Raw genomic sequence first — 22,163 nt, 5'->3', positions numbered from 1 at the left:
GTCAACAACTGGGACGACGTCGTCCCGCCCAAGAACCAGTCCGATGACCAGGACCAGGAGTCCGCCGACAACAACACCATCAACGTCCTGCCGGACCGCACCAAGCCCAACCGGCCGCCTGAAACCAAGCCGGACGCCATCGGTGTCCGCCCGGGCCGGACCACCATCCTCAGCGTCCTGGACAACGATTCCGACCCCGACGGCGACGTCCTCACCGCAGCGGTGGGGGACAACGGACCCAAATCGGGGACCCTAGAAAACATCTACGGCGGCACGGCTTTCCAGATCACCGTTCCAGCCGACGCCAAGCCAGGCACGGAGACATTCAACTACAGCGCCTCCGATGGGAGGGGCCTGTCCGCGACCGGACAGGTGGCGCTCAGCGTGGTGGGGCCCGACGAAAACAAGCCGCCGAAGTTCAAGCGCGGCGAAGACACCACCATGCTGGTGGAACAGGGCAAGACCGTCAGCCAGAACATCCTGACCGACTGGATCGATCCCGACGGCGACGACCTCGTCCTGCTGGACGCCAAGGCCGACAACGACCAGGACCAGGTGAAGGTCCGGCGCGACGGCCTGCTCACCTTCCAGGACTCCGGGGCTACCGCGGGGAAGAAGAACGTCCAGGTCACCATCTGGGACGGCCGCGCCACCGTCACCGGCAAGGTGGTGGTCAACGTCCAGCCGCCCGGCGCCCTCGCGCCGGTGGTCAATGCCGACCACGTCACCGCCGTCGTGGGCCAGGACCTGGTGATCTCACCGCTGAAGAACGACGTCGACCCCAACGGAGGTGCCCTCCGGCTGGCGCAGGTGGAAGCGAACGGCCCCGCCGAACTCGGCCCCGTGACCGACGGCGGTACCTTCACGTTCCGCAGCAGCACGCCCGGCCCGGTCTACCTGACCTACATCGCCAGCAACGGCCCGCAAAGCAGCCAGGGCCTCATCCGCGTGGACGTCGAGTCCGGCAACGACGGCGGCGACCCCGTGGCGGTGCGCGACGTTGCCCTCATGCCTACCGGCGGCAGTGTGCTCCTGGACCCGCTGGCGAATGACTCCGACCCATCCGGCGGCGTCCTGGTGCTGCAGTCCGTCAAACTTCCGGACAACGCCACCGTCTCCGTCAGCGTAATCAACCACAGCGTCCTGAGGATCACGGACATCCTCGGCACCAAGGACCCCATCCTCTTCGAATACACCATGTCCAACGGCAAGAAGTCCGCCACGGGCAGCGTGTCCGTGGTGCCCGTTCCGGCCCCCGCTGTGTTGGAGGCGCCGCAACCCAAACCGGACGAGGTGAACGTCCGCGTCAACGACGTCGTCACCATCCCGGTCCTGGACAACGACACCCATCCGCAGGGCCAGGAACTGACGGTGGACCCCGTCCTGCCGCAGGCCGTCGATGCCGCCGATGGCAAGAGCTTCGTCTCCGAGAACACTCTCCGCTTCATTGCCGGCAGCCAGCCCAAGACCGTCCGCGCCATCTATAACGCGGTGGACCCACAGGGCCAGAAGAGCGCGGCCGCGGTCACCATCCATATCCTCCCGCTGGAGGACGCAGAGAACTCCCGCCCCCAGCCGCGGAACCTCACTGCCCGCGTGGTTGCCGCCGGGACGGTCCGCATTCCGGTGCCCCTCGACGGCATCGATCCGGACGGCGACTCCGTTCAGCTGACCGGCATTGACAGCACACCTGCCATGGGGACCGCCACGGTAGGCAGCAACTTCATCGACTTCACCGCCGCCGGGGACGGCGCCGGAACCGACACCTTCCGCTACAAAGTCGTGGACCGTCAGGGTGCCGTGAACACCGGGACCGTGACGGTGGGCATAGCCCCTCGCGGGGAGATCAACCAGAAGCCCACGCCGGTGGATGATGAAGTCCGGGTCCGCCCGGGCAGGCAGATCGCCGTGGACGCGACAGCCAACGATACCGATCCCGACGGTGACCGCATCCGCATCCTCACCGACGGCATCGAGGCGGATCCCGCGCTGCAGGCGACAGTGAGCAAGAACAGCGGACGCGTCATCCTGCTTGCACCGAAGGAAGCCGGGACCGTCAATGTTCGGTACACCGTGGCTGATGACAGGGACGCTGCGGCTCAGGCAACCATCCGGCTGGTGGTTGACAACGACGTGCCGTTGAAGGCCCCGATCGCCAGGGACGACAGGGTGACGTCCGCGCAGGCCATGGGCAAGACCGCCGTGGACGTTCCCGTCCTCAAGAATGACGAGGACCCGGACGGTGTGGGCGAGAACCTGAAGATCAGCACCGAGGCCGCGACTGCCCGCCCCGGCGGCAATGGCAACGTTCTGGTGGACCTCACCGAGCAGCCCCAGCTCATCCCGTACACCGTGGAAGACGTGGACGGGCAGCAGTCCACGGCAATCATTTGGGTGCCTGGGCTGGGCCAGCAGGTTCCCACCCTGGCCAAGGATGAGGTCATCGAGGTGGTCGCCGGACAGTCCGTCGACGTGGACCTCAAGGAATGGGTCAAGGTCCGGGAAGGAAGGTCGCCCCGCCTGACCCAGGCCGACCGCATCAAACTCATCGGCGCGGACGGCGGCGACCCCATCATCCGGGACGGTGTCGGCCTGAGATACTCTGCAGGAGCTGACTACGTTGGCCCCGGTTCGCTCACGTTCGAAGTAACCGACGGCTCGGGCCCGGACGATCCTGCCGGCCTGAAGTCCACCCTCAGCATCCGTACAAAGGTGCTCCCGGACCCCGATAAGAACAACCCGCCGGAACTGCTCGGCGCCAACGTGGATGTGCCCAAGGGGGACTCGGCCAGCACTGACCTTGGAAAGCTGACGTCCGATCCTGACCAGGACGACGTCGAAAAAATGAAGTACCAGCTGGTGGGCGACTCACCGGGCGGCTTCAACGCACGTATCGAAGGCCAGACGCTGAAGGTTTCGGCGGCGGATTCCACGGCCACCGGTACCAGGGCTGCCGTCCAGGTCAAGGCGACCGACCCCCGCGGGCTTGAAGCCACGGCCACGTACCAGCTTGCCGTGACCGCCTCCAACCGGCCCAAGCCGGTGGCTAACGACGACGTGCAGGACAACGCCGCCGCCGGCAAGCCGGTGACGATCAACGTCCTGGCAAACGACGCCAACCCGTTCCCCGAAACACCGCTCAAGATCATCGCCGCCAACACCGAGACCGGCAGCGGCAACGTGGGCGTCAATGGTGACTCCATCACCGTTACCCCTGCCCCGGGTTTCACCGGGACCCTTGTGGTTGCCTACACGGTGGAGGACAAAACGCAGGACAGCTCCCGGCATGCCACGGCCCGGGTCCGGCTGACTGTCAAGGACAAGCCTGCAGCTCCCACCACGCCCCAGGCCCAGAGCGTGGGGGACCAGACCGCATTGCTGAACTGGTCCGCGCCGGCGGACCGCGGCTCGCCCATCACGAAGTACACGGTGTATGGGGAAGGCGGCTTCCGGCAGGACTGCCCGGCCAACACCTGCACCCTGAATGGACTGACCAACAACACCACCTACCACTTCCAGGTGACGGCCACCAACGAGTTCGGTGAATCCGACCGGTCCCCGGCCTCGGCCGACGTCCGTCCTGACGTGAAGCCCGACACCCCGCTGGCGCCGTCGCTGAAGTTCGGCGACAAGCAGTTGACGGTCACCTGGACGGCTCCGGCCAGCAAGGGCTCGCCGGTGAAGTCCTACGACCTGGAGATATCCCCGGCTCCTGCCGGCCAGAATGCCCAGGTCCAGGGACTGACATCCGTCAACTACGTCTGGAAGGGCCTGCAGAACGGCGTCTCCTACAAAGTCCGGGTCCTGGCCCGCAACGACGCCAAGGACCCCTCCGAATGGAGCCCATATTCGGCGGCGGAAGTCCCTGCCGGTGTCCCGGCAACCCCTGCAGCGCCCAGCGTGGCACAGGCGACGCCGGTGGGCTCGCAGAGCCAGTTGCGGGTGGTTTGGTCGGCACCCAATAACAACGGTGACGCCGTTTCCGCCTACACGCTGACTACGCTTCGGGGCGGAGCCGCCATTGCCAGCCAGCAGGTGTCCGGTACGTCGCAGAACGTCACGGTGGACAACTCGGAGTCCAGTTACACCTTCACCGTTTCGGCCACGAACAAAGCCGGCACCAGCAACACCAGTGCGCCGTCGGCCGCCACGCGTGCCGTAGGCAAACCCGGAACGGTGGCGGCTCCCTCAGCTACTTTGGTGGACACCAACGGCAACGGCGGCAAGATCGATGTCCGGTTTACGCCGCTGACGGACGCCCAGCGGAACGGCTCGGCGCTCAGCGAAATTTCCTACCGCTACAGCCTGACCTCCGGAGGGGGCTCCGGCACTATCCCTGCCGGCGGAGGCGTGGTTGCCGCCGCCAACGGCACCCAGACCTCGGTGGTGGTGTGGGCTGTTTCCTCCCGGAGTACCTCCGCCGGTGATGCCAGCGCCCCGTCCAACGCCGTCAACCCGTATGGTCTGGCCTTTGCCCCGAATGTCACGGGAAGCAAGAGCGGCGGCGTGGGTGACAATACGGTCTCCTGGACCTGGAACCAGCCGGACGGCAACGGCCGGGCAGTGACCGGTTACCAGTACAGTGTCGACGGCGGAGCGTGGCAGGACACCAATCAGCGGTCATTCTCGAAAACCGTTGGTTACAGCCAGACAGTCACGCTCCGTGTCCGGGCCATCAGCGCCGGACAGGCCGGCCGCATCGGCAGCGATACATCCAGCAGCGGCGCTGCCCCGCCGCCGCCGGGACCCAAGCTGTGGAACGTCGTCGTCCGGGTCAACAGCTGCCTTGAAGAAGCCAAGGGCACCGGCGACCACTGGGGCTCCGGAAACTGCACGTCCTACATGATGCCGCAGGGGTCCAACCTTGGGCTCGAGTGCTACCGCGATGGCTGGGGCTCCAGCCGCTGGTACTACATCTACGAACGGAACGGTACCCGGTGGACCAACCAGTACCGGTTCATCAGGGCTGACACCATCACCGGGTCAACCGCCGGAATGGGATCCTGCCCCGCCAGTTACTAGGGCAGGCGCAACCTGCTCTGCCAACAAGCACTTCAACCAGCCACAACCAGAGGAAGAACAACTTTCATGACCATGACCATCGAGCAGGCCGAGTGGTTTGCAGGCACATTCGAAAAGCTGGTTGCCAACGTGGGGCAGGCGGTGCTGGGCAAGGAACACGTCATCCGGCTTACCTTCACCGCCATGCTGGCCGAGGGCCACGTCCTGTTTGAGGACGCCCCGGGGACGGGCAAGACCTCTCTTGCACGGGCGCTGGCCGCCACCGTACAGGGGTCCAACAACCGCATCCAGTTCACCCCCGACCTGCTGCCCTCCGACGTCACCGGCGTGACGATCTACGACCAGAAGACGCAGAAGTTCGAGTTCCACAAGGGCCCGATCTTCAACAACATCGTCCTGGCCGACGAAATCAACCGTGCCTCGCCCAAGACCCAGTCCGCGCTGCTGGAAGTCATGGAGGAATCCCGGGTCACCGTGGACGGCGTGACGTACTCGGCCGGGCGGCCGTTCATGGTGATGGCCACCCAGAACCCCATCGAGCAGGCAGGCACCTACCGCCTGCCCGAGGCCCAGCTGGACCGCTTCCTGATCAAGACGTCCATCGGCTACCCGGACCACGCTTCCACGGTGCGGCTCCTCGGCGGGAACAACCTGAAGGACCGCTCCAAGGAACTGTCCGCCGTCATCACCACCCAGGCGGTGGCGGACATGGCCGACCTCGCCGCCACCGCCCACGTGGACACCGCCGTACTGGAATACATCTCCCGGCTCTGCGAGGAGACCCGCAGCGCCCCCGAAACCCGGCTCGGCGTGTCCGTGCGCGGCGCCCTGGCCATGGTCCGGGCAGCAAAGGTCTGGGCAGCCTCCCAGGGACGGAACTTCGTCCTGCCCGACGACATCAAGGAACTGGCCCCCGTGGTGTGGACCCACCGGTTCGTCATGGACCCAGAGGCGGAGTTCTCCGGCGCCACCGCCGAAGCCGTGCTCACCCGGATCCTGGCCGACGTCGCCGCCCCGCAGCAGCGCACCAACGCCTGACCCGGCCAGCCCACAGCCACACCACCCTTTTCCAGCGCGACAACGAAGGCACATCCCTATGTCGGACGGCACGTCCAGCGGCACACCGTTGACCCGGTTCGTGGAGCGGTTCCAGCACCTGTTCCAGAACCTGTTCCACCGCAACGGCCGACCCTCCCGCCTGCACCCAGCAGCGGTATGGTCCGAGGCCAGCAGCACAGCCCTCCAAGCCCTGGCACCCGGCTGGCGGGCCGTCCGCGGCTACTGGTTGAAATATGCGTGGCCGGTCATTTCCGTGGTCAGCATCCTGGGCTGGTCGGTCCTCGCCGCCGCCATCCTGCTGGGGATCACCGGCCAGGCCTTCGGCTGGCAGGAAGCCACCGCTGCGGCGATCGCGGCGTTCACCATGTTCGTGATCGCGGTAGCTTTCATCCTGGGCCGGTCCTCCTACGGCGTGGTGCTGGACCTCGCCCGCACCCGGGTAGCGGTGGGGGACAGCGCCGTCGGCAGCATCGCCGTCTCCAACACGTCGGCACGCCCGCTCCTGCCGGCGGCGCTGGAACTGCCCGTGGGCGGCACCACGGCCGTCTTCCACTTGCCCAGGATGAAGCCCGGCCAGGTCCATGAGGACCTGTTCACCATCCCCACCGCCCGGCGCGCCGTCATTGTGGTGGGACCGGTTCGCTCCGTCCGCGCGGACCCCCTCCACCTGCTGCGCCGCCAGGTCCTGTGGACCGAACCGGAAGACCTCTTCGTCCACCCGCGCACCGTGGCCCTGGCGGGCTCCGCCGCCGGATTCATCCGGGACCTCGAAGGCATGCCCACCACTGACCTGTCCAGCGCCGACGTCTCCTTCCACGCCCTGCGCGACTATGTGCCGGGCGATGACCGCCGGCACATCCACTGGAAGACCACGGCCCGCACCAACAAGCTGATGGTGCGCCAGTTCGAGGAAACCCGCCGCGCCCACCTGGCCATCTCGCTGTCCATCAACACGGACGAATACTCCTCGGAAACCGAGTTCGAGATGGCCATCTCCGTGGCTGCCTCCATCGGCCGGCAAGCCATCCGGGAACAGCGCGAACTGGACGTCCTGACCCAAAAGGGACCGCTGCGCTGCGAAACCGGCCGCAACATGCTCGATGACATGACCCGGATCGTGGGCACTCCGATGCGCCGCACCGCCGTCGACCTTGCCCGGACCCTGGCCGACACCGTTCCCAACGCCTCGGTGGTCTTCTTCGTGGTGGGCAGCAACGTGACCGCCACCCAGCTCCGCTCGGCCGCCGCCTCCGTCCCGCCCGGTGTCCGCAGCCTTGCCGTCAGGGTGGAAGCCGGCGCAGCACCCACACGTTCGAACATCGCGGACCTGACCGTCCTGACGCTCGGCGACCTCGCCGACCTTGCCATCGTGCTGAGAAAGGCTGCCGCATGAGCACCGCACCGGGCCGCCCCGCACCAACGCGCTCCCCGCAAACCCGTACCCGCCGCAAGGCAGCCGCCACCGATTCGGCGTTCTCCAACGGCCAGCCGCTCTGGCACTTCCTCCTCGACGCCGGCGCCCTGGTGGTCCTGCTGGGACTGGGCCTGCTCGGCTTCGGACTCAGCTTCGGCGGCGACCCCTACTACCAGCTGTCCGGATTCGGCGGCATCGTCCTGGGCCTCGCCATTGGAGCGGCCAACGCGCACCTGCGCCTGGGACTGCTGATTACCACCGCCTTTGCCCTGGCGGCCTACCTTGTGTTCGGGACCCTGCTGGCGTTGCCGGACGCGGCCATCGCCGGGTTCGTCCCCACCCTGGAGTCGCTGCGGACCCTGCTGCTGGGCATCGTCTTCGCCTGGAAGGACATGCTGACGGTCGGGGTCCCGGTGGGAACGGCCGGCGGCGTGCTCATCGTCCCGTTCCTGAGTTCCCTGGTCACCGCACTCGTGGCCGCCCTCCTGACCTGGCGGCTCCGGAGCCCCTACCTGCCGCTCCTTCCGGTGCTGGTCCTGTTCGTCACCGGCATCGCCTTCAGCACCAACGCTGCATTCCTGACCCTGGAACGCGGCATCGGCCTGACGGTGCTGGGCATCGCCTGGGCAACGTTCCGCCGCGACGCCCTGCGCCGGAGCAATACGCGTCGGGTGGCGGTCAACAGCCCGCTGACGGACAGTGCCACGGCACGCCGCGCCAGGATCCGCCGGCTGGGCATGGCAGCGGGGGTCATTGCCGTCAGCGTGGGCATCACCGCGGTGGCTGCCCCGCTGGTCAGCGCGGGCGAGGACCGCAAAGTCCTCCGCAACGTGGTGGTGCCACCGTTCGACCCCAAGGACTACATCACGCCGTTGGCCAGCTTCCGCACCTACGTCAAGGACAAGAAGGACGACACCCTCTTCGTGGTCAAGGGGCTTCCGCGGGACGGCCGGGTCCGCCTCGGCGCCCTGGACGCCTTCAATGGCACCAACTACAACATGGATCCCAACGGCTCCGGAAACTTCAGCAAGGTGGGGGACGCCAAGTCCATCAACACGCTCGCGGACACGTCCGGGGTGGTGCCCACCAACGACTACTCGATCAGCATCAACATCGAGGACTACCAGGGCTACTTCGTTCCGGGCGGCCGGAAGACCACCGGCATCAGCTTTGACCAGGCCGGCTCGACCGCGGCCGCCGGACTCTACTTCAACCCCGGAACCGACACCGCCGTCACCACCAGCGGCCTGGCCCGCGGGGACTCCTACACGGTGCAGGTCTCGGATCCGGTCAAGCTTGAGCACGGGCAGCTGACGCAGTACGACTTCGCCAAAATCTCCCTTCCGGCCCCGCTGGAGGTGCCGCCGGTGGTGGGCTCCCAGGCCAACGACCTGTCTGCCGATGCGCCCACCGCGATCGACCGGGTGCGCCAGATCGAGGCGCACTTCCAGAAGACGGGCGCCTTCAGCAACGGCCTGGTCAGCGAGGGGCAGCTGCCCAGCGTTTCCGGCCATGGCGCGGCCCGCATCAGGAATTTGTTGACGGCCAAGCAGATGCTTGGTGACGACGAACAGTACGCGGTGGCCATGTCCCTGATGCTCCGGCACCTGGGCATCCCGTCCCGTGTGGTGATGGGGTTCTACCCGGAGCCCACCAGCCCGGAGAACGGGGCCGGCGAAGTGAAAATCACCGGCAAGGACGTCCACGCGTGGGTCGAGGTGGCCTTTGAACGGGTGGGCTGGGTCAGCTTCGATCCCACCCCGCCAAAGGACAACATCCCGATCCCGCCGGACCCGGAGAGCAAGTCCAAACCCAAGCCGCAGGTGCTGCAGCCGCCGCCCCCGCCGCAGGAGCCGGCTGACCTGCCGCCGGACTCCTCGCCGGACGCGCTGGACGCGGACCAGAAGAAGGACAACCCGTGGTTGTTCTGGGGTGCCCTCCTGGGTGCGCTGGGCGTGGTCGCGATCCCCCTGGTTATCCTGGCCCTGCCCCTGCTGCTGATCGCCCTCTTGAAGACACGACGCCGGAAGTCGCGTTTCCGCGATGGCCACCCCGCCCAGCGGGTGGGCGGAGGCTGGAATGAGGTGGTGAGCCTTGCCACCGACCTGGGGGCCGCCATCGATACCCGGTCGACGCGGCGCGAAAGCGCAGCGGTCCTGGCCGAGGCCTTCCCGGCAACCCAGGGCACCACCACCATGCTGGCGCGCCGCGCTGATGCCTCGATCTTCGGTGCGGGGGAGCCCAGTGAGGATGAGGTCCGTGAATACTGGACCATCGTTGACGGTTCGCTCAAGGAAATGACCTCCGGCATGGGCTTCTGGCGCCGGCAGCAGGCACGGTTCTCGCCGCGCTCGTTGCTCGCGGATGCCAGGACCGCCATGAACTCCGGCAAGGGACTGAGGCTGGGCAGCCGGCTTGCGCTGCCGACTGTCCCCGGAATCCTTGCCGCACGCCGGCGCCGTACCGCGGACGGGCCGGGCGCCGGGGGCCAGGCGGGAACTCCCGGCGCAGCGTCGGCCCCGCACCCCGGGACGCCACCGCAGGACCAGCAGGGGCCGGCTGAGCAAGGACCTGCAAAGCAGTGATGCCCGACGCCGAATATTGCCCCCGCTGCCGGCAGCAGATCCGGCCAGGGGCCACCTTTTGTCCTGCCTGCGGGGCGCCGCTGCCCAACCGGGCGGCGCGCCGCAGCAGCGTCGCTGAGCCCTTGCACGACCGGAGCGGCCCGGATGCGCGGGCAGCGCGTCCCGCGCATGCGCCGGGGATTCCCGGTACTATCCCGGTAGTGGAAAGGCCCCCGGCCGGTCAGCCGGCGGCCACCGCATTCATGAACCCCGCGGACGCGGGCACAACGCACATGGGTACCTTGCGGGCAGGCACGGCGCCGGGCAGTTCCGGCGGTTCGACCAGCGTGGGGGCCGCTCCAGGGGGAGGAACGGGAATGGCAGTGAACCTTCAGCTTGTTCCGGCTGCGGCGGGCAAGCGGCTCGGTGCTGCCGTCATCGACTGGCTGCCCGGCGTTGCTGTGCTGGTGGTGACCTTCGCCATTGGATTCGCCGGCATCACCCGGACCCGGAGCGGCGGCTTCATCATCTACGACACCTCTTCCCTGGTCCTGTTTGGTGGCATCGGCCTGGGGGTGACCCTCGCCTACCTGTTCGTCGTCCTGGGGCTGGAGGGCCGCACCGGCAAGACCCCCGGCAACCTGGCCATGGGCATCCGCAGCGCCGACCAGGACGGCTATGCCCCCGGCGCCGGCGCCGTCTTCCTGCGCGGACTCATTACCGGCGCAGGCATCCTCCTGGCCCTGCTGGCGGCAGTCCTGGTGGTGGTCTTCAAGTGGTTCGACGCGGCCCTGTTCATCCTTGGCCCGCTGCTCCTGCTCGGCGCGGCGTGGGCCGTGCTGGTAGTAGTCTCCAGCCGGTGGGACAAGGACGGCGGACTGCGGGCCTGGAACGACACCGCTGCCAGGACCCTGGTGTTCGACGTCAAGGCGGGCCGCGATCCTATTACCACCGGCGGGATCCAAGGGCCCTACAGCTTCGCACCGCTGGACCTTCCGCCCGTACAGCAGGTGCTGTCGCCGGTGGCGGGCGCCAAACAGCCCCTTGCCCAGGCACCGGCGGCCACACCACCTCTAGCCCCGGGTCTGGTGGCGCAGCCTGCCCAGATGCCCCCCGCCCAGGCACCTGCCCAGTCGCCAACCCAGGTTCCGCCGTCGGCCCCCATGCCCGCACAGGCGCTGCCCTCCCAGACCATGCCGTACACGTCGCCGGCGTCCTTCGCACCGCCCGCGGCCGGCCACCGGGTGGCTCCGCAGCACGTTGACGACGACGTCGAACGCACCCAGGTGCGCCCCGGAACTACCGGCCCGGCTCCCGTGGCCGTCCTCCGCATCCGGTTGGATGACGGCCGCGACTTCCAGCTGGACCGCAGCGTGCTGGTGGGACGCAATCCCGTGGGGCAGGCCGGGGAACAGCACGCCCAGCTGCTGGCCGTGGACGACCCCGGACGCTCGATTTCGAAGACGCACCTGCACCTGCTCACGGATGGCACGGGCATCTGGGTGACGGACCGGCAATCGACCAACGGAAGCGCCGTCACCACCCCGGACGGCCTGCGCACCCCCCTGGTGCCGGGCGTCCCCACGTTTGTTACCCCGGGATCCAGCGTGCATTTTGGAGACCGCACCTTTTACCTAGGACAGGCATGAACCAGCACCCCGCCAGTGTTTCCCCCACCATCCAGCCGGGACCAGGCCTCCGCCTGTCCGTCGGCTACGGGACGGACCGCGGGCTCCGCCGGGAGCTGAACGAGGATTCATACATCGCCTCCGATCCCGTCTTTGCCGTCGCGGACGGGATGGGCGGCCATGAAGCCGGCGAAATAGCCAGCGGCCTGTGCGTGCGTGCCCTGGCCGGAATGCCACAGGTCGCGTCGGGGGAGCGGAGCATCACGGCAGCGGTCCTCCAGCAATACCTGGTCCGGGCCGACAGCTCCATCCGCGACGCCACGGGAGGCCGGGCAGGCACCACGCTGACCGGCGCCGTGGTGGTGGAACAGATGGGCATGCCGTACTGGCTGGTCCTGAACATCGGTGATTCGCGCACCTACCGGCTGAGCCAGGGGCGCTTCGAACAGATCAGCGTGGACCACTCCGAGGTCCAGGAACTGGTCGACGCGGGCGAGATCACCGCGCAGGAAGCCACCGTCCACCCGCGCCGGCATGTGGTCACCCGTGCCCTGGGTACGGGGGATGAAACCGAGGCGGACTACTGGCTGCTCCCCGTCGAGGAAGGCGACCGCGTCCTGGTGTGCTCGGATGGCCTGACCGGGGAACTGCCGGATGACGAGATCCTCCAGATCCTCAGCACCACGGCTGATCCGCAGGAGGCAGTGGACGCGCTCATCCAGGCCGCCCTGCGCAGCGGCGGCAGGGACAACGTCACAGCCATCGTGGTGGATGCGTCGAACGTATCGAACGACGACGGCGCCGGCACCACGGCGCCCCGGCACACCTCCGCGGACGGCGACGAAGTGACGCTGCCGCGGCCCGCGGCAGCCGCGCCCGTGACGCAGCCGCTGCCCGAACCGGCCGCGGAGGCTCCGGGGAACGCGGGGGAGCCGGACGATGACCGGCGCTAGCTACATTCCGGGCACTTGGCTGGGTGTTGTGCGGTCCCGCACCGCGGTGCTCCTGGGCCCCGGGCTGCCGGCTGAACTGGCCGGCGCCGTGTGGGAGCTCCTGGCCGGACGGCCCGAGCCGCACGAGGTCCTTGCGGCCGTCACCAGCGGCTCAGGCGGATCGCTCACCCAGCTGCCGTCATTCGGGATCCTGGACTTCAACGGCCCGCTGCGCGTATTCCTGCGCGGCGACATCGACCTCACCGTGGAACAGCCCGGTGGAGCGGTGGACCTTGACGGCCGGGATGTCACCACCTGGAACGAGCGCAAGTTCGTCGTGCCGGGCAGGTGCAGGCTGGCAGCCGCGGCCGGCAGCACCGGCAGCGGGCAGGCGGGGGAGTACCCGGAGTTGCCGCTCGGCGAAGGTGTGGTGCTGCTGCAGTCCCTGACGCTCGGCGTTCCGTCCGGCCCCGCCGCGGTGCACGGCCCCGCCGCGGTGCACGGCCCCGCCGGCGCGGACAGTACGACGGCGCCGGGTACCTCCCCGTCCGCCGGGGGCACCTTCGCCGTGGACAGCTCCGGTGAGGTGGACAGCGCCGGTGAGGTGGACAGCGCCGGTGAGGTGGACGGTCCCGACGATAGTGCCAGCGGCGGTGCCGCCTCCCGTTCAACAGCCGGGGAAGGCCAGCCGGATGCGGGGGCGCCGTGGCGTGCAGGGGGCCGGGCACGGGACTTCCGTGGGGAGCCGGAAGAGTCCGTAACCGCTTCCGCCGGGACCGAGGTGGGGGCCATCGGGGGAGAAGCCAATCCTGAGCCCGGGGTACAGCTACAGGCCGGGCAGGCAGGGCAGGCTGGCGACAAGGGCCCGGGCCTACCAGCCGGGGAAAGCTTTGACCCGGACGCCACGATTGCCCCGGGCGCCATTATCGATATGGACGGGGAACGTGCCGTTGACGCGGCCAGCCTGGACTCCGAAGGCCCGCATCCGGCGGGAGGTGCGGCCGGCGCTGGTTTTCCCGGCGCTGACGCGGCCGGGCTTGACGCGGCTGGACTTGACGGCGCCGGGCTTGACGGGGCTGGGCTTGACGGGGCTGGGCGGGACGCAGCCTCCGCGGATGATGATGCCGCTGAGGCAGGCAGCATAGAGCCGGGAAGCAATGATTCAGGCAGCGCCGGGACAGGCAGCAATGGTTCAGTCAGCGCTGCCCGGAACCAGGCCGACGCCGCGTCCGCGGTGGAAATGACGTCGTCCTATGACCATCTGTGGGACCGCACGGTGATGCGGAATATCGAGGATGCCGCCGTCCGGGAGGAGCCGGACGCGGATTCCGGCCACGTGCTCCCGCAGCAGCAGGCCGCCCTGCAGGCGGCCGAACCACTGCCCGCGCTGGGAGCCGGAGACGCTGCGGCCCAGGCCGGCCCGGAAGGAGCATCCCCATCAGGTCCCGGCGGTTCCGCCGCATCCAGTCCGGGAGCCGACGCAGGATCCCCTGCCCACCCTGATCCTTCGCGGCCGGACTCCCCGCACCCCGGTTCCTCGCAGCCTGATCCTGCCCAGCCCCGTCCAGCCTCCCCGGGCCTGATCGATTCGGTGCCCTGGCGCACCGGCACGGGCACAGCGGAGCCCGGACCAGCCGCGGCTGCGCCAGCACCGTCGGTGGGGACACCCCCGGCTCCATCCGCACCCCCGGCACCATCCGCACCCCCGGCTCCATCCACCCCCGCAGCTCCTTCCACACCGGCGCCCTTCACACCGGTGCCCTTCACACCGGCAGGCGGCGGCAGCGGACCGGGCCAGGCCTTTGACCCCGACCACGATGGCCAGACGGTAATGAAGAGCAGCCTGCCGGGAACAGCATCCGGCTCTGCACCGACCGGGCCGGCTGCAGGCGGGCCCGCTTCAGGCGGGGACCGGCAGGACGCCGCCGGCGGCCCGCTGGTGCTGGCCCGTGTCTGCGCGCAGGGCCACCCCAATCCACCCACCCGTGCCCAGTGCAGCGTCTGTGGGAGCGCCCTGCTGCCGGACGCGGTGCAGGTGGCCCGTCCCCGGCTGGGGCGGATGCGCCTGTCCACCGGTGAACTGCTGGACCTTGACGAATCGATGGTCATCGGCCGGCAGCCGTCCGTCTCCAGGGTCCAGGGCGGCGTCATGCCGCGGCTGGTCCAGGTGGCAAGCCCCGGCGGCGACATCTCCAGGTCGCACGTCGAGGTACGGCTTGAGGGCTGGCATGTCATGCTGTGCGACCTCAAAGCCACCAACGGAACCGTCCTGGTCCGCGAAGGCCAGCCGCCGCGGCGGTTGGCCCAGAACGAGATGGCCATCCTGCTCGACGGCGATATCGCGGAGCTGGGCGACAACATCTCGATGCGTTTTGAGGAGATTCCTTGAGTTCCAAACGGCCGGTTGCGCCGCCGCCCCGCATCCCGGGGTTCACCTACATCAGCCTGCTGGGCTCCGGCGGCTTTTCCGACGTCTACCTGTACGAACAGGACAGGCCGCGCCGGAAGGTCGCCGTCAAGGTCCTGCTCTCGGACCTGAAGACCGAAGGCGCCCGGCGCCGTTTCGAGTCTGAGGCCAACCTGATGGCCCAGCTGTCCTCGCACCCGTACATCGTCACCATCTTCGAGGCGGAGGTGACCGACGACGGGCACTCCTACCTGGCCATGGAGTACTGCTCCCGTCCCAGCCTGGATGTGCGGTACCGGCGGCAGCGCTTCAGTGTCGATGAAGTCCTGGCCGTCGGCATCCAGGTGGCCTCCGCCGTCGAAACCGCGCACCGCGCCGGCATCGCCCACCGGGACATCAAGCCCGCCAACATCCTGGTCACCGACTACAACCGTCCTGCCCTCACCGACTTCGGCATCTCCGGCACCCTGGCAGGGGACGCGGAGGACGACTCCGGCATGTCCATCCCTTGGTCGCCGCCCGAGCAGTTCCGGGACGGCGCCGTGGATGGGGTCATGGTGGACGTCTGGGCACTCGGCGCCACCCTCTACACCCTGCTCGCCGGCCGGTCGCCGTTCGTCATGCCCGGCGCCGACAACTCCCAGCGCGAGCTGATCAACCGCATCAGCAACATGGCGCTGCCACGCCTGGGCCGTGCGGATGTGCCCGAATCCCTGGAGCTGGCCCTGGCAACGGCCATGGCAAAGTCGCCCGGGTCCCGGTACTCGTCGGCCCACGCCTTCGCCCTGGCTCTGCAGCGCATCCAGGCCGAGCTCAACCTCTCCGTTACGCCCTTCGAAGTCCTGGAGGAACCCCAGCAGGAGGACAGCCACCCGGACGACGGCACCGAGGAAACCCGGGTCCGGAGCATCGCCGCGATCGACCCGGAACGGACCGGCAGCGCCCCCACCTTCCCGGCCCGCACCCGCCCCGGCACCGGGGCTGACGGCACCGGAGGCGCCGGCGGTGCCGTCCCGCCGTCGAACGTTGCCCCTGCCGCCTATGCCCCTCCGGAACCAGGCCAATGGCAGTCCGCCCCGGCAGTGCCGCACATCCCTGCCCGCACTCCCGGAGCGCCGGCGCCCGAACCAGCTTTCCCCGTGACAGGCGCGGACGACGGCGGCCGGCTGGGCACCTGGGCACAGTCCACCGTGCTGCGGGGCAGCGCAGGATCGGCGCCCTACGGGTCCCCGGTCACGGGGGCCGGCGACGCCGGGGAGGACACCACCTACACCGCCGATGCGACAGTTCAGCGCGCTGTCACGACGGAGGACCCGCAGCCGGCGCCCGAAACCGATCACCGCAAGCGCAACCTGTGGCTCGCCCTCACCGGTGGAACCCTCCTGGCGCTGGCCGCCGCCGTCGGCATCGTGGTGGCCAATACGGCAACCGGAACACCCAAGACCGTGGCTACCCAACAGGTGAGCAAGCCCCCCGCGGACGCCCTGGACAACGGCACGGTGCCCGACGTCGAAGGCCTCAAGGGCACCGTGGGCGGTGACGGGGAAGCCAGCTTCACGTGGACCAACCCGCAACCCAAGCAGGGGGACACCTACAAGTGGAAGGTCTACACCATCGGCGGCAACAGCGCCGAGTTCCACTCCGTCACCGAACCGCAGGCAAAGGTGCGGGCCAACCCCACCGGGCAGACCTGCATCCAGGTCATGATCGTCCGGGCGGACGGCGCGTTCTCGCCAATGGAGGAAGGCTCCATAGCCTGCACCGCCTCATGACAGCCAGGGCAACGACACCAGGACAGGTGATGTTCCGCCGCGGCCACGTGGCTGCCGCCCGGAACGCGGACCGCTCCGCACCAACGGCATTGACGTTTACACGAACAGTTCTGACTTGAGGAGGCACAGATCATGGGGGATCTAGCAATAGATTTCTGTGGCGAATGGTACGAACCATCGGACGAGGACATCTTCAACATCGGCCGCGAGGGCGACCTGGAAGTGGATGACAACCCGTACCTCCACCGGCAGTTCCTGCAGGTGGCCCGCTACGACGGCATCTGGTGGCTCAGCAACGTGGGCAGCATGCTTTCCGCCACCGTTGCGGACGCCTCCGGCGGCATGCAGGCCTGGCTGTCACCCGGCGCCCGGATTCCGCTGGTCTTCAGCCACACCAACGTCATCTTCACGGCCGGGCCCACCACCTACGAGTTCGCCGTGCACTTGAGGACGCCCTCCTTCCGGCAGGAAGCCAGGGAAGGCGCGTCCAGCGGGGACACCACCATCGGCCCGGTGGTCTTCACGGATGCCCAGAAGGCTTTGATTGTGGCGCTCGCCGAACCCGTGCTGCGGCGCGAAGGCACCGGGTTCAGCACCATCCCGTCGTCGGCGGCCGCCGCCAAGACCCTGGGCTGGGCCCTGACGCGGTTCAACCGGAAACTGGACAACGTCTGCGACAAGCTTGACCGGGTGGGCGTGGTGGGACTGCGGGGCGGCGGCGGCAAGCTCGCCACCAACCGCCGGGCGCGTCTGGTGGAGCACGCTGTCACCACCCACCTGGTGACCCCCGATGACCTGTACCTGCTCGAAAAGATGAGGGGCGTGGACGAAGGATGAGGATCCGCCTGACACTCCGCCGGGAACCCGCCGACGCCAAGGACCTGGCCGTCACGGTGGACGGCCTGGCCACGGTGGCCGATATCGCCACCGTGCTCTGGGCGGCGGACCCCGACCGCAAGGGCGTGCCTGCCCCGGACAACCTTTCCCTGCGCATCGACGAAGCCTTCGTGGGTGCCGGCATCAGCGGAAACGTCCTGGCCCGCGGGGACAACCTCCTCGAATCGGGCCTGCGGCCCGGCTCGGTGGTATCCCTGGCCCAGGTCAGCGAGCAGTTCCATGAGCCCGGAGCCAACCGCGGACCGGCCGCCGCCACCCTGCGCGTGCTGTCCGGGCCCGACGTCGGCCGCGAATTTTCGCTGCCCACCGGCACCAGCTACATCGGCCGGGACCGCAACGTGGACATCCGGCTGACGGACCCGCTCACCTCCAAACGGCACGCCCGGATCACGGTGGGCGAAAGCATCGAGATCGTCGACACGAACTCCGCCAACGGCCTCCTGATGGACGGCCTGCCGGTCACCCGCGCCACCCTGAACTCCTCCGACACCGTGACCCTGGGCGACACCACCGTGACCGTGGTGCCACTGGGGCACAACCACGCGGCAGCACCGACGTCGCCCCTGCTGAACTTCAACCGCTCACCGCGCGTGGTGCCCCGGTTCGACGTACCCAAGCGCGTGCTGCCCGCCGGACCCAAGCGGCCCGAGGACCAGCCCTTCCCCTACATCATGCTGGTGGCGCCACTGATGATGGGTGCGGTGATTTTCGCGGTCACGCAGAACGTTCTCTCCATGGTCTTCATGCTGATGATGCCCCTGTTCATCGTCGGCCACTACGTGGACCAGAAGATGCGCAGCCGCAAGCAGCAAAAGGAACAGCTCAAGCAGTTCCGCGCCTCCATGGCCGCTTTCCGGCAGGACCTTACGGAGCTGCAGCAGGTGGAACGCGCGGTCAGGCTGCAGGAAGCACCATCCGTCAGCGACACCGTGGACGCCATCTACAAACTGGGACCGCTGCTGTGGACGCACCGGCCCGAGCATCCCTCCTTCCTGGGCCTGCGGTTCGGGCTGGGGACCGCGCCGTCCCGCATCCCCCTCGAGGAACCGTCCAACAACGACACCGAGGTGCAGTACAGCCGCGAAATCCAGGACTGCATCAAGCAGTTCAGCGAGATCGAAGGCGTCCCCGTGATCTCCCAGCTGCGGACCTCCGGGGCGCTGGGCATCGCCGGAGCCCGCGGACTGGTGGACGATGTTGCCCGCGGCATGGTGCTCCAACTGGTGGGGCTCCACTCACCGGCCGAGGTGGTCCTTACCGCCATCACCTCCGCCCAGTCCAGGGAACGCTGGAACTGGCTGCAGTGGCTGCCCCACGTCGGCTCGGGCCACAGTCCGCTGGCGGGGGACCACCTCGCCGCCGGCTCCGCGGGCGGGTCCTCCCTGCTGGCCAGGCTTGAGGACCTGGTGGATGCCCGCGAGGCCGCGGCCAGGCGGACCGCCCCGGAGCTGCGCCCCGGCATCGACCCGGTGAAGCACGAACTTGAAGAACCGGTCCTCCCGTCGGTGCTGGTCATTGTGGAGGACGACGCCCCCGTGGACCGCGGCCGCCTCACCCGGCTGGCCGAACGCGGCCCCGACTCCGGCGTGCACGTCCTGTGGGTGGCCACGGACATCCAGGCCCTGCCTGCTGCTTGCCGCGACTTCATGGTGGTGGACGGCGACCACGGCACCACCACCGGCCAGGTGCGCCTGGGCCGCCACACCTACCCCGTCAGCTGCGAGAGCGTGGACGCCGAACTCGCGGCCCAGCTCGCCCGGATGCTCGCGCCGGTGGTCGATGTCGGAAAGCCGGTCAACGACGACTCCGACCTGCCGCGCGCCGTCTCCTACGCCACGCTGATCGGCAAGGACTTCCTGGACAACCCGCAGGCCGTCGCCGAGCGCTGGACGGAAAACAACTCCGTCCGTGCCACGGCTGTGGCCAACCGCAAGGACAACGGCACCCTCCGCGCCCTGGTGGGGTCAAAGGGCATCGAACCGCTGTATCTGGACCTGAAGAACGAAGGGCCGCACGCGCTGGTGGGCGGCACCACCGGCGCCGGCAAATCCGAGTTCCTGCAGTCCTGGGTGATGGGCATGGCTGCCGCCTACAGCCCGGACCGGGTCAGCTTCCTGTTCGTGGACTACAAGGGCGGCGCCGCGTTCTCCGACTGCATCAACCTCCCGCACACGGTAGGGCTGGTGACCGACTTGTCCCCGCACCTGGTGCGCCGGGCGCTGACGTCGCTGCGGGCCGAACTGCACTACCGCGAGCAGCTGCTGAACCGGAAGAAGGCCAAGGACCTGCTGGCCCTGCAGCGGGAGGCTGACCCCGATGCCCCGCCGTACCTGATCATCATCGTGGACGAGTTCGCGGCCCTCGCCAACGACGTCCCGGAATTCGTGGACGGCGTCGTGGACATTGCCGCGCGCGGCCGATCCCTGGGCCTGCACCTCATCCTCGCCACCCAGCGCCCGGCCGGCGTCATCAAGGACAACCTCCGCGCCAACACAAACCTCCGCGTGGCACTGCGCATGGCCGACGAGGACGACGCCACCGACATCCTGGGCGTCCCGGACGCCGCCTACTTCGACCCCGCGATTCCCGGCCGCGGCGCCGCCAAGACCGGTCCTGGCCGCATCCAGGGATTCCAGACGGGCTACGCCGGCGGCTGGACCACGGACAAGCCGCAGCGGCCGCAGATCGACATCGTGGAAATGGCCTTCGGCTCCGGGCCCAGCTGGGAACCGCCGGCCCCTGACAAGCCGGTCGCCGCCGAGCCCGCCGGGCCGAACGACATCGCCAGGATGACCTCCACGATCGTGCATGCCGCGGATGCCCTGGCGATTCAGCCGCCGCGCAAGCCGTGGCTGGACGAGCTGGCCAAGACCTACGACTTCTCCAAGCTGCCCAACCCCCGCACGGACGAGCAGCTGCTGCTGGGCGTTGCCGACGACCCCGTCCACCAGGACCAGCCCACGGTGTTCTACGAACCCGACCGCGACGGCAACATGGCCATCTACGGAACAGGCGGTTCCGGCAAGTCGGCCGCACTGCGCGGCATCGCGATAGCCGCCGCCGTCACCCCGCGGGGCGGCCCCGTCCACGTGTACGGCGTCGACTGCGGATCGGCCGGGCTGCGCATGCTTGAGGAGCTTCCGCACGTGGGTGAAATCATCAACGGCGACGACGTGGAACGCGTCGGCAGGCTCCTGCGCCTCCTGCGGGACATCGCGGAGCTCCGGGCGGCGCAGTTCGCCGAGGTGCGGGCATCCACCATCGTGGAGTACCGGAAGCTGGCCAACAGGCCGGACGAGAAACGGATCTTCGTGCTGGTGGATGGGATGTCCGCGTTCCGTGAGGCCTACGAACACAGCAAGCTGTCCGGGCTCTGGGACATCTTCCTGCAGCTTGCCACCGACGGCCGGACCCTGGGCATCCACCTGGTGGTGACGGGGGACAGGCCCAACGCCGTCCCGGCATCACTGCTGGCCTCGATCCAGCGCCGCCTGGTCCTGCGGCTCTCCAACGAGGACGACTACATCTCCATGGACGTCCCCAGGGACGTCCTCACCGCCAATTCCCCTCCGGGCCGCGGACTCCTCGACGGCCTTGAAGTGCAGCTGGCCGTCCTTGGCGGGAACTCGAACCTGGCCCTGCAGGCCCGTGAAGTCCACAAGCTGAGCGAGGCAATGCTGCGCCAGGGCCTCGACACCGCCCCCGGCATCGAGCGGCTACCGGAGCAGGTGGACCTCGATGTCCTGCCCGCCGGCAACCCGGACCTGCCGGTCATTGGCGTGGATGACGAGTCCCTGCAGCCCGCGGAGATCATGGCCCGCGGCCCTCTGCTGCTGGCCGGCCCGCCCGGGGCAGGGCGGACGGTGGCCCTGGTCACCCTCGCCTATGCCCTGCGGCGGTCCAACCCCGCCACGGAGCTGATCTACGTGGGATCCCGGCGCTCCGCCGTCGCGTCCCTGCCCCTGTGGAACCGGGCCGTCGTAGGGCCTGATGACCTTGCCGGCGTCGTGGAGGACCTGGTGGAGCATTCCACCGGCAACCCTGGCATGGTGGCAATCTTCATCGAAGGCCTCACGGAGTTCACCGACACCATCGCCGAATCAGGAATGGCGCAGCTTGTCACGGCTTCGCTGAAGGCAGACCAATGGGTGGTGGGGGAGTCGGAATCCTCCACCTGGTCCTCCGCCTGGCAGCTTGCCCAGCCCTTCAAGTCCGGGCGCCGTGGCCTGCTGCTCAACCCGGGCGACATCGAGGGCGACAGCCTGCTCAACACCTCCCTGGGCAGGGTCAGCCCCGACTTCATCCCGGGCCGCGGGTACGTGGTGGGGCGCGGCAAGGCGCGGAAAATCCAGGTGGCGCTGCCGCCCGAAAACCGGGACTGAACCGACCGGCACCCGGACGGCCGTCATGCGGGTGGATTTGCGGCCGTCCGGCAGAGTGTAGAAGACTGCTTCGGAACCCAGAAGGC

The 22,163-nt window shown here is 68.7% G+C and carries 10 protein-coding genes and 1 pseudogene; all 11 read left to right on the top strand.

The genetic code is table 11. The features are described from left to right. A partial coding sequence (locus RM50_RS19305) for an Ig-like domain-containing protein (protein WP_052260397.1) occupies positions 1 to 5,022 on the top strand: 5,022 nt, incomplete at its 5' end. Between the two features lie 66 nt (positions 5,023 to 5,088). Next, positions 5,089 to 6,060, top strand: coding sequence for an AAA family ATPase (locus RM50_RS19300; RefSeq protein ID WP_043456019.1), 972 nt, complete (start codon positions 5,089 to 5,091; stop codon positions 6,058 to 6,060). Between the two features lie 58 nt (positions 6,061 to 6,118). Continuing rightward, positions 6,119 to 7,474, top strand: a complete 1,356-nt coding sequence (locus RM50_RS19295; protein WP_043456018.1) for a DUF58 domain-containing protein — start codon at positions 6,119 to 6,121, stop codon at positions 7,472 to 7,474. After that, complete coding sequence (locus tag RM50_RS19290; RefSeq protein WP_052260395.1) at positions 7,471 to 10,080, top strand: transglutaminase-like domain-containing protein; 2,610 nt, start codon at positions 7,471 to 7,473, stop codon at positions 10,078 to 10,080. Before RM50_RS19295 ends, RM50_RS19290 begins: the two co-directional genes overlap by 4 nt. Further along, positions 10,080 to 10,157: pseudogene (locus RM50_RS21300) on the top strand (zinc-ribbon domain-containing protein); the annotation flags it as partial. The gene RM50_RS19290 and the pseudogene RM50_RS21300, both read left to right, overlap by 1 nt. Before the next feature lie 279 nt (positions 10,158 to 10,436). Beyond that, positions 10,437 to 11,708 carry an RDD family protein gene (locus RM50_RS19285; protein ID WP_043456016.1) on the top strand — a complete coding sequence of 424 codons (1,272 nt, stop codon included), beginning with the start codon at positions 10,437 to 10,439 and terminating at the stop codon, positions 11,706 to 11,708. Continuing rightward, positions 11,705 to 12,640 (top strand): PP2C family protein-serine/threonine phosphatase, encoded by a 936-nt coding sequence (locus RM50_RS19280; protein ID WP_043456015.1) that lies wholly within the window; start codon positions 11,705 to 11,707, stop codon positions 12,638 to 12,640. Before RM50_RS19285 ends, RM50_RS19280 begins: the two co-directional genes overlap by 4 nt. Continuing rightward, a complete protein-coding gene (locus tag RM50_RS20990; protein ID WP_043456013.1) occupies positions 12,627 to 15,008 on the top strand; it encodes an FHA domain-containing protein in 2,382 nt (793 codons plus the stop codon). The genes RM50_RS19280 and RM50_RS20990 overlap by 14 nt, the downstream gene beginning before the upstream one ends. Beyond that, positions 15,005 to 16,798 carry a serine/threonine-protein kinase gene (locus RM50_RS19270; protein ID WP_043456011.1) on the top strand — a complete coding sequence of 598 codons (1,794 nt, stop codon included), beginning with the start codon at positions 15,005 to 15,007 and terminating at the stop codon, positions 16,796 to 16,798. Before RM50_RS20990 ends, RM50_RS19270 begins: the two co-directional genes overlap by 4 nt. Positions 16,799 to 16,930: 132 nt before the next feature. Further along, entirely contained in the window at positions 16,931 to 17,635 is a 705-nt protein-coding gene (locus RM50_RS19265; RefSeq protein WP_043456010.1) for a hypothetical protein, read from the top strand. Beyond that, positions 17,632 to 22,077, top strand: coding sequence for an FtsK/SpoIIIE domain-containing protein (locus RM50_RS19260; protein WP_043456008.1), 4,446 nt, complete (start codon positions 17,632 to 17,634; stop codon positions 22,075 to 22,077). Before RM50_RS19265 ends, RM50_RS19260 begins: the two co-directional genes overlap by 4 nt. Positions 22,078 to 22,163 lie beyond the last annotated feature (86 nt).

Origin of the sequence: Pseudarthrobacter phenanthrenivorans (assembly GCF_000813845.1) — a bacterium.
Lineage (GTDB): Bacteria > Actinomycetota > Actinomycetes > Actinomycetales > Micrococcaceae > Arthrobacter > Arthrobacter phenanthrenivorans_B.
The sequence above is the reverse complement of the archived record's forward strand: the minus strand, read 5'-3'. Positions and strand labels throughout refer to the sequence as shown.

What these genes read in the sequence shown, in the direction of transcription:
- RM50_RS20990 (WP_043456013.1), top strand. Translation starts at nt 12,627, where the DNA reads ATGACCGGCGCTAGCTACATTCCGGGCACTTGGCTGGGTGTTGTGCGG.
- RM50_RS19260 (WP_043456008.1), top strand. Translation starts at nt 17,632, where the DNA reads ATGAGGATCCGCCTGACACTCCGCCGGGAACCCGCCGACGCCAAGGAC.
- RM50_RS19280 (WP_043456015.1), top strand. Translation starts at nt 11,705, where the DNA reads ATGAACCAGCACCCCGCCAGTGTTTCCCCCACCATCCAGCCGGGACCA.
- RM50_RS19290 (WP_052260395.1), top strand. Translation starts at nt 7,471, where the DNA reads ATGAGCACCGCACCGGGCCGCCCCGCACCAACGCGCTCCCCGCAAACC.
- RM50_RS19285 (WP_043456016.1), top strand. Translation starts at nt 10,437, where the DNA reads ATGGCAGTGAACCTTCAGCTTGTTCCGGCTGCGGCGGGCAAGCGGCTC.
- RM50_RS19265 (WP_043456010.1), top strand. Translation starts at nt 16,931, where the DNA reads ATGGGGGATCTAGCAATAGATTTCTGTGGCGAATGGTACGAACCATCG.
- RM50_RS19295 (WP_043456018.1), top strand. Translation starts at nt 6,119, where the DNA reads ATGTCGGACGGCACGTCCAGCGGCACACCGTTGACCCGGTTCGTGGAG.
- RM50_RS19300 (WP_043456019.1), top strand. Translation starts at nt 5,089, where the DNA reads ATGACCATGACCATCGAGCAGGCCGAGTGGTTTGCAGGCACATTCGAA.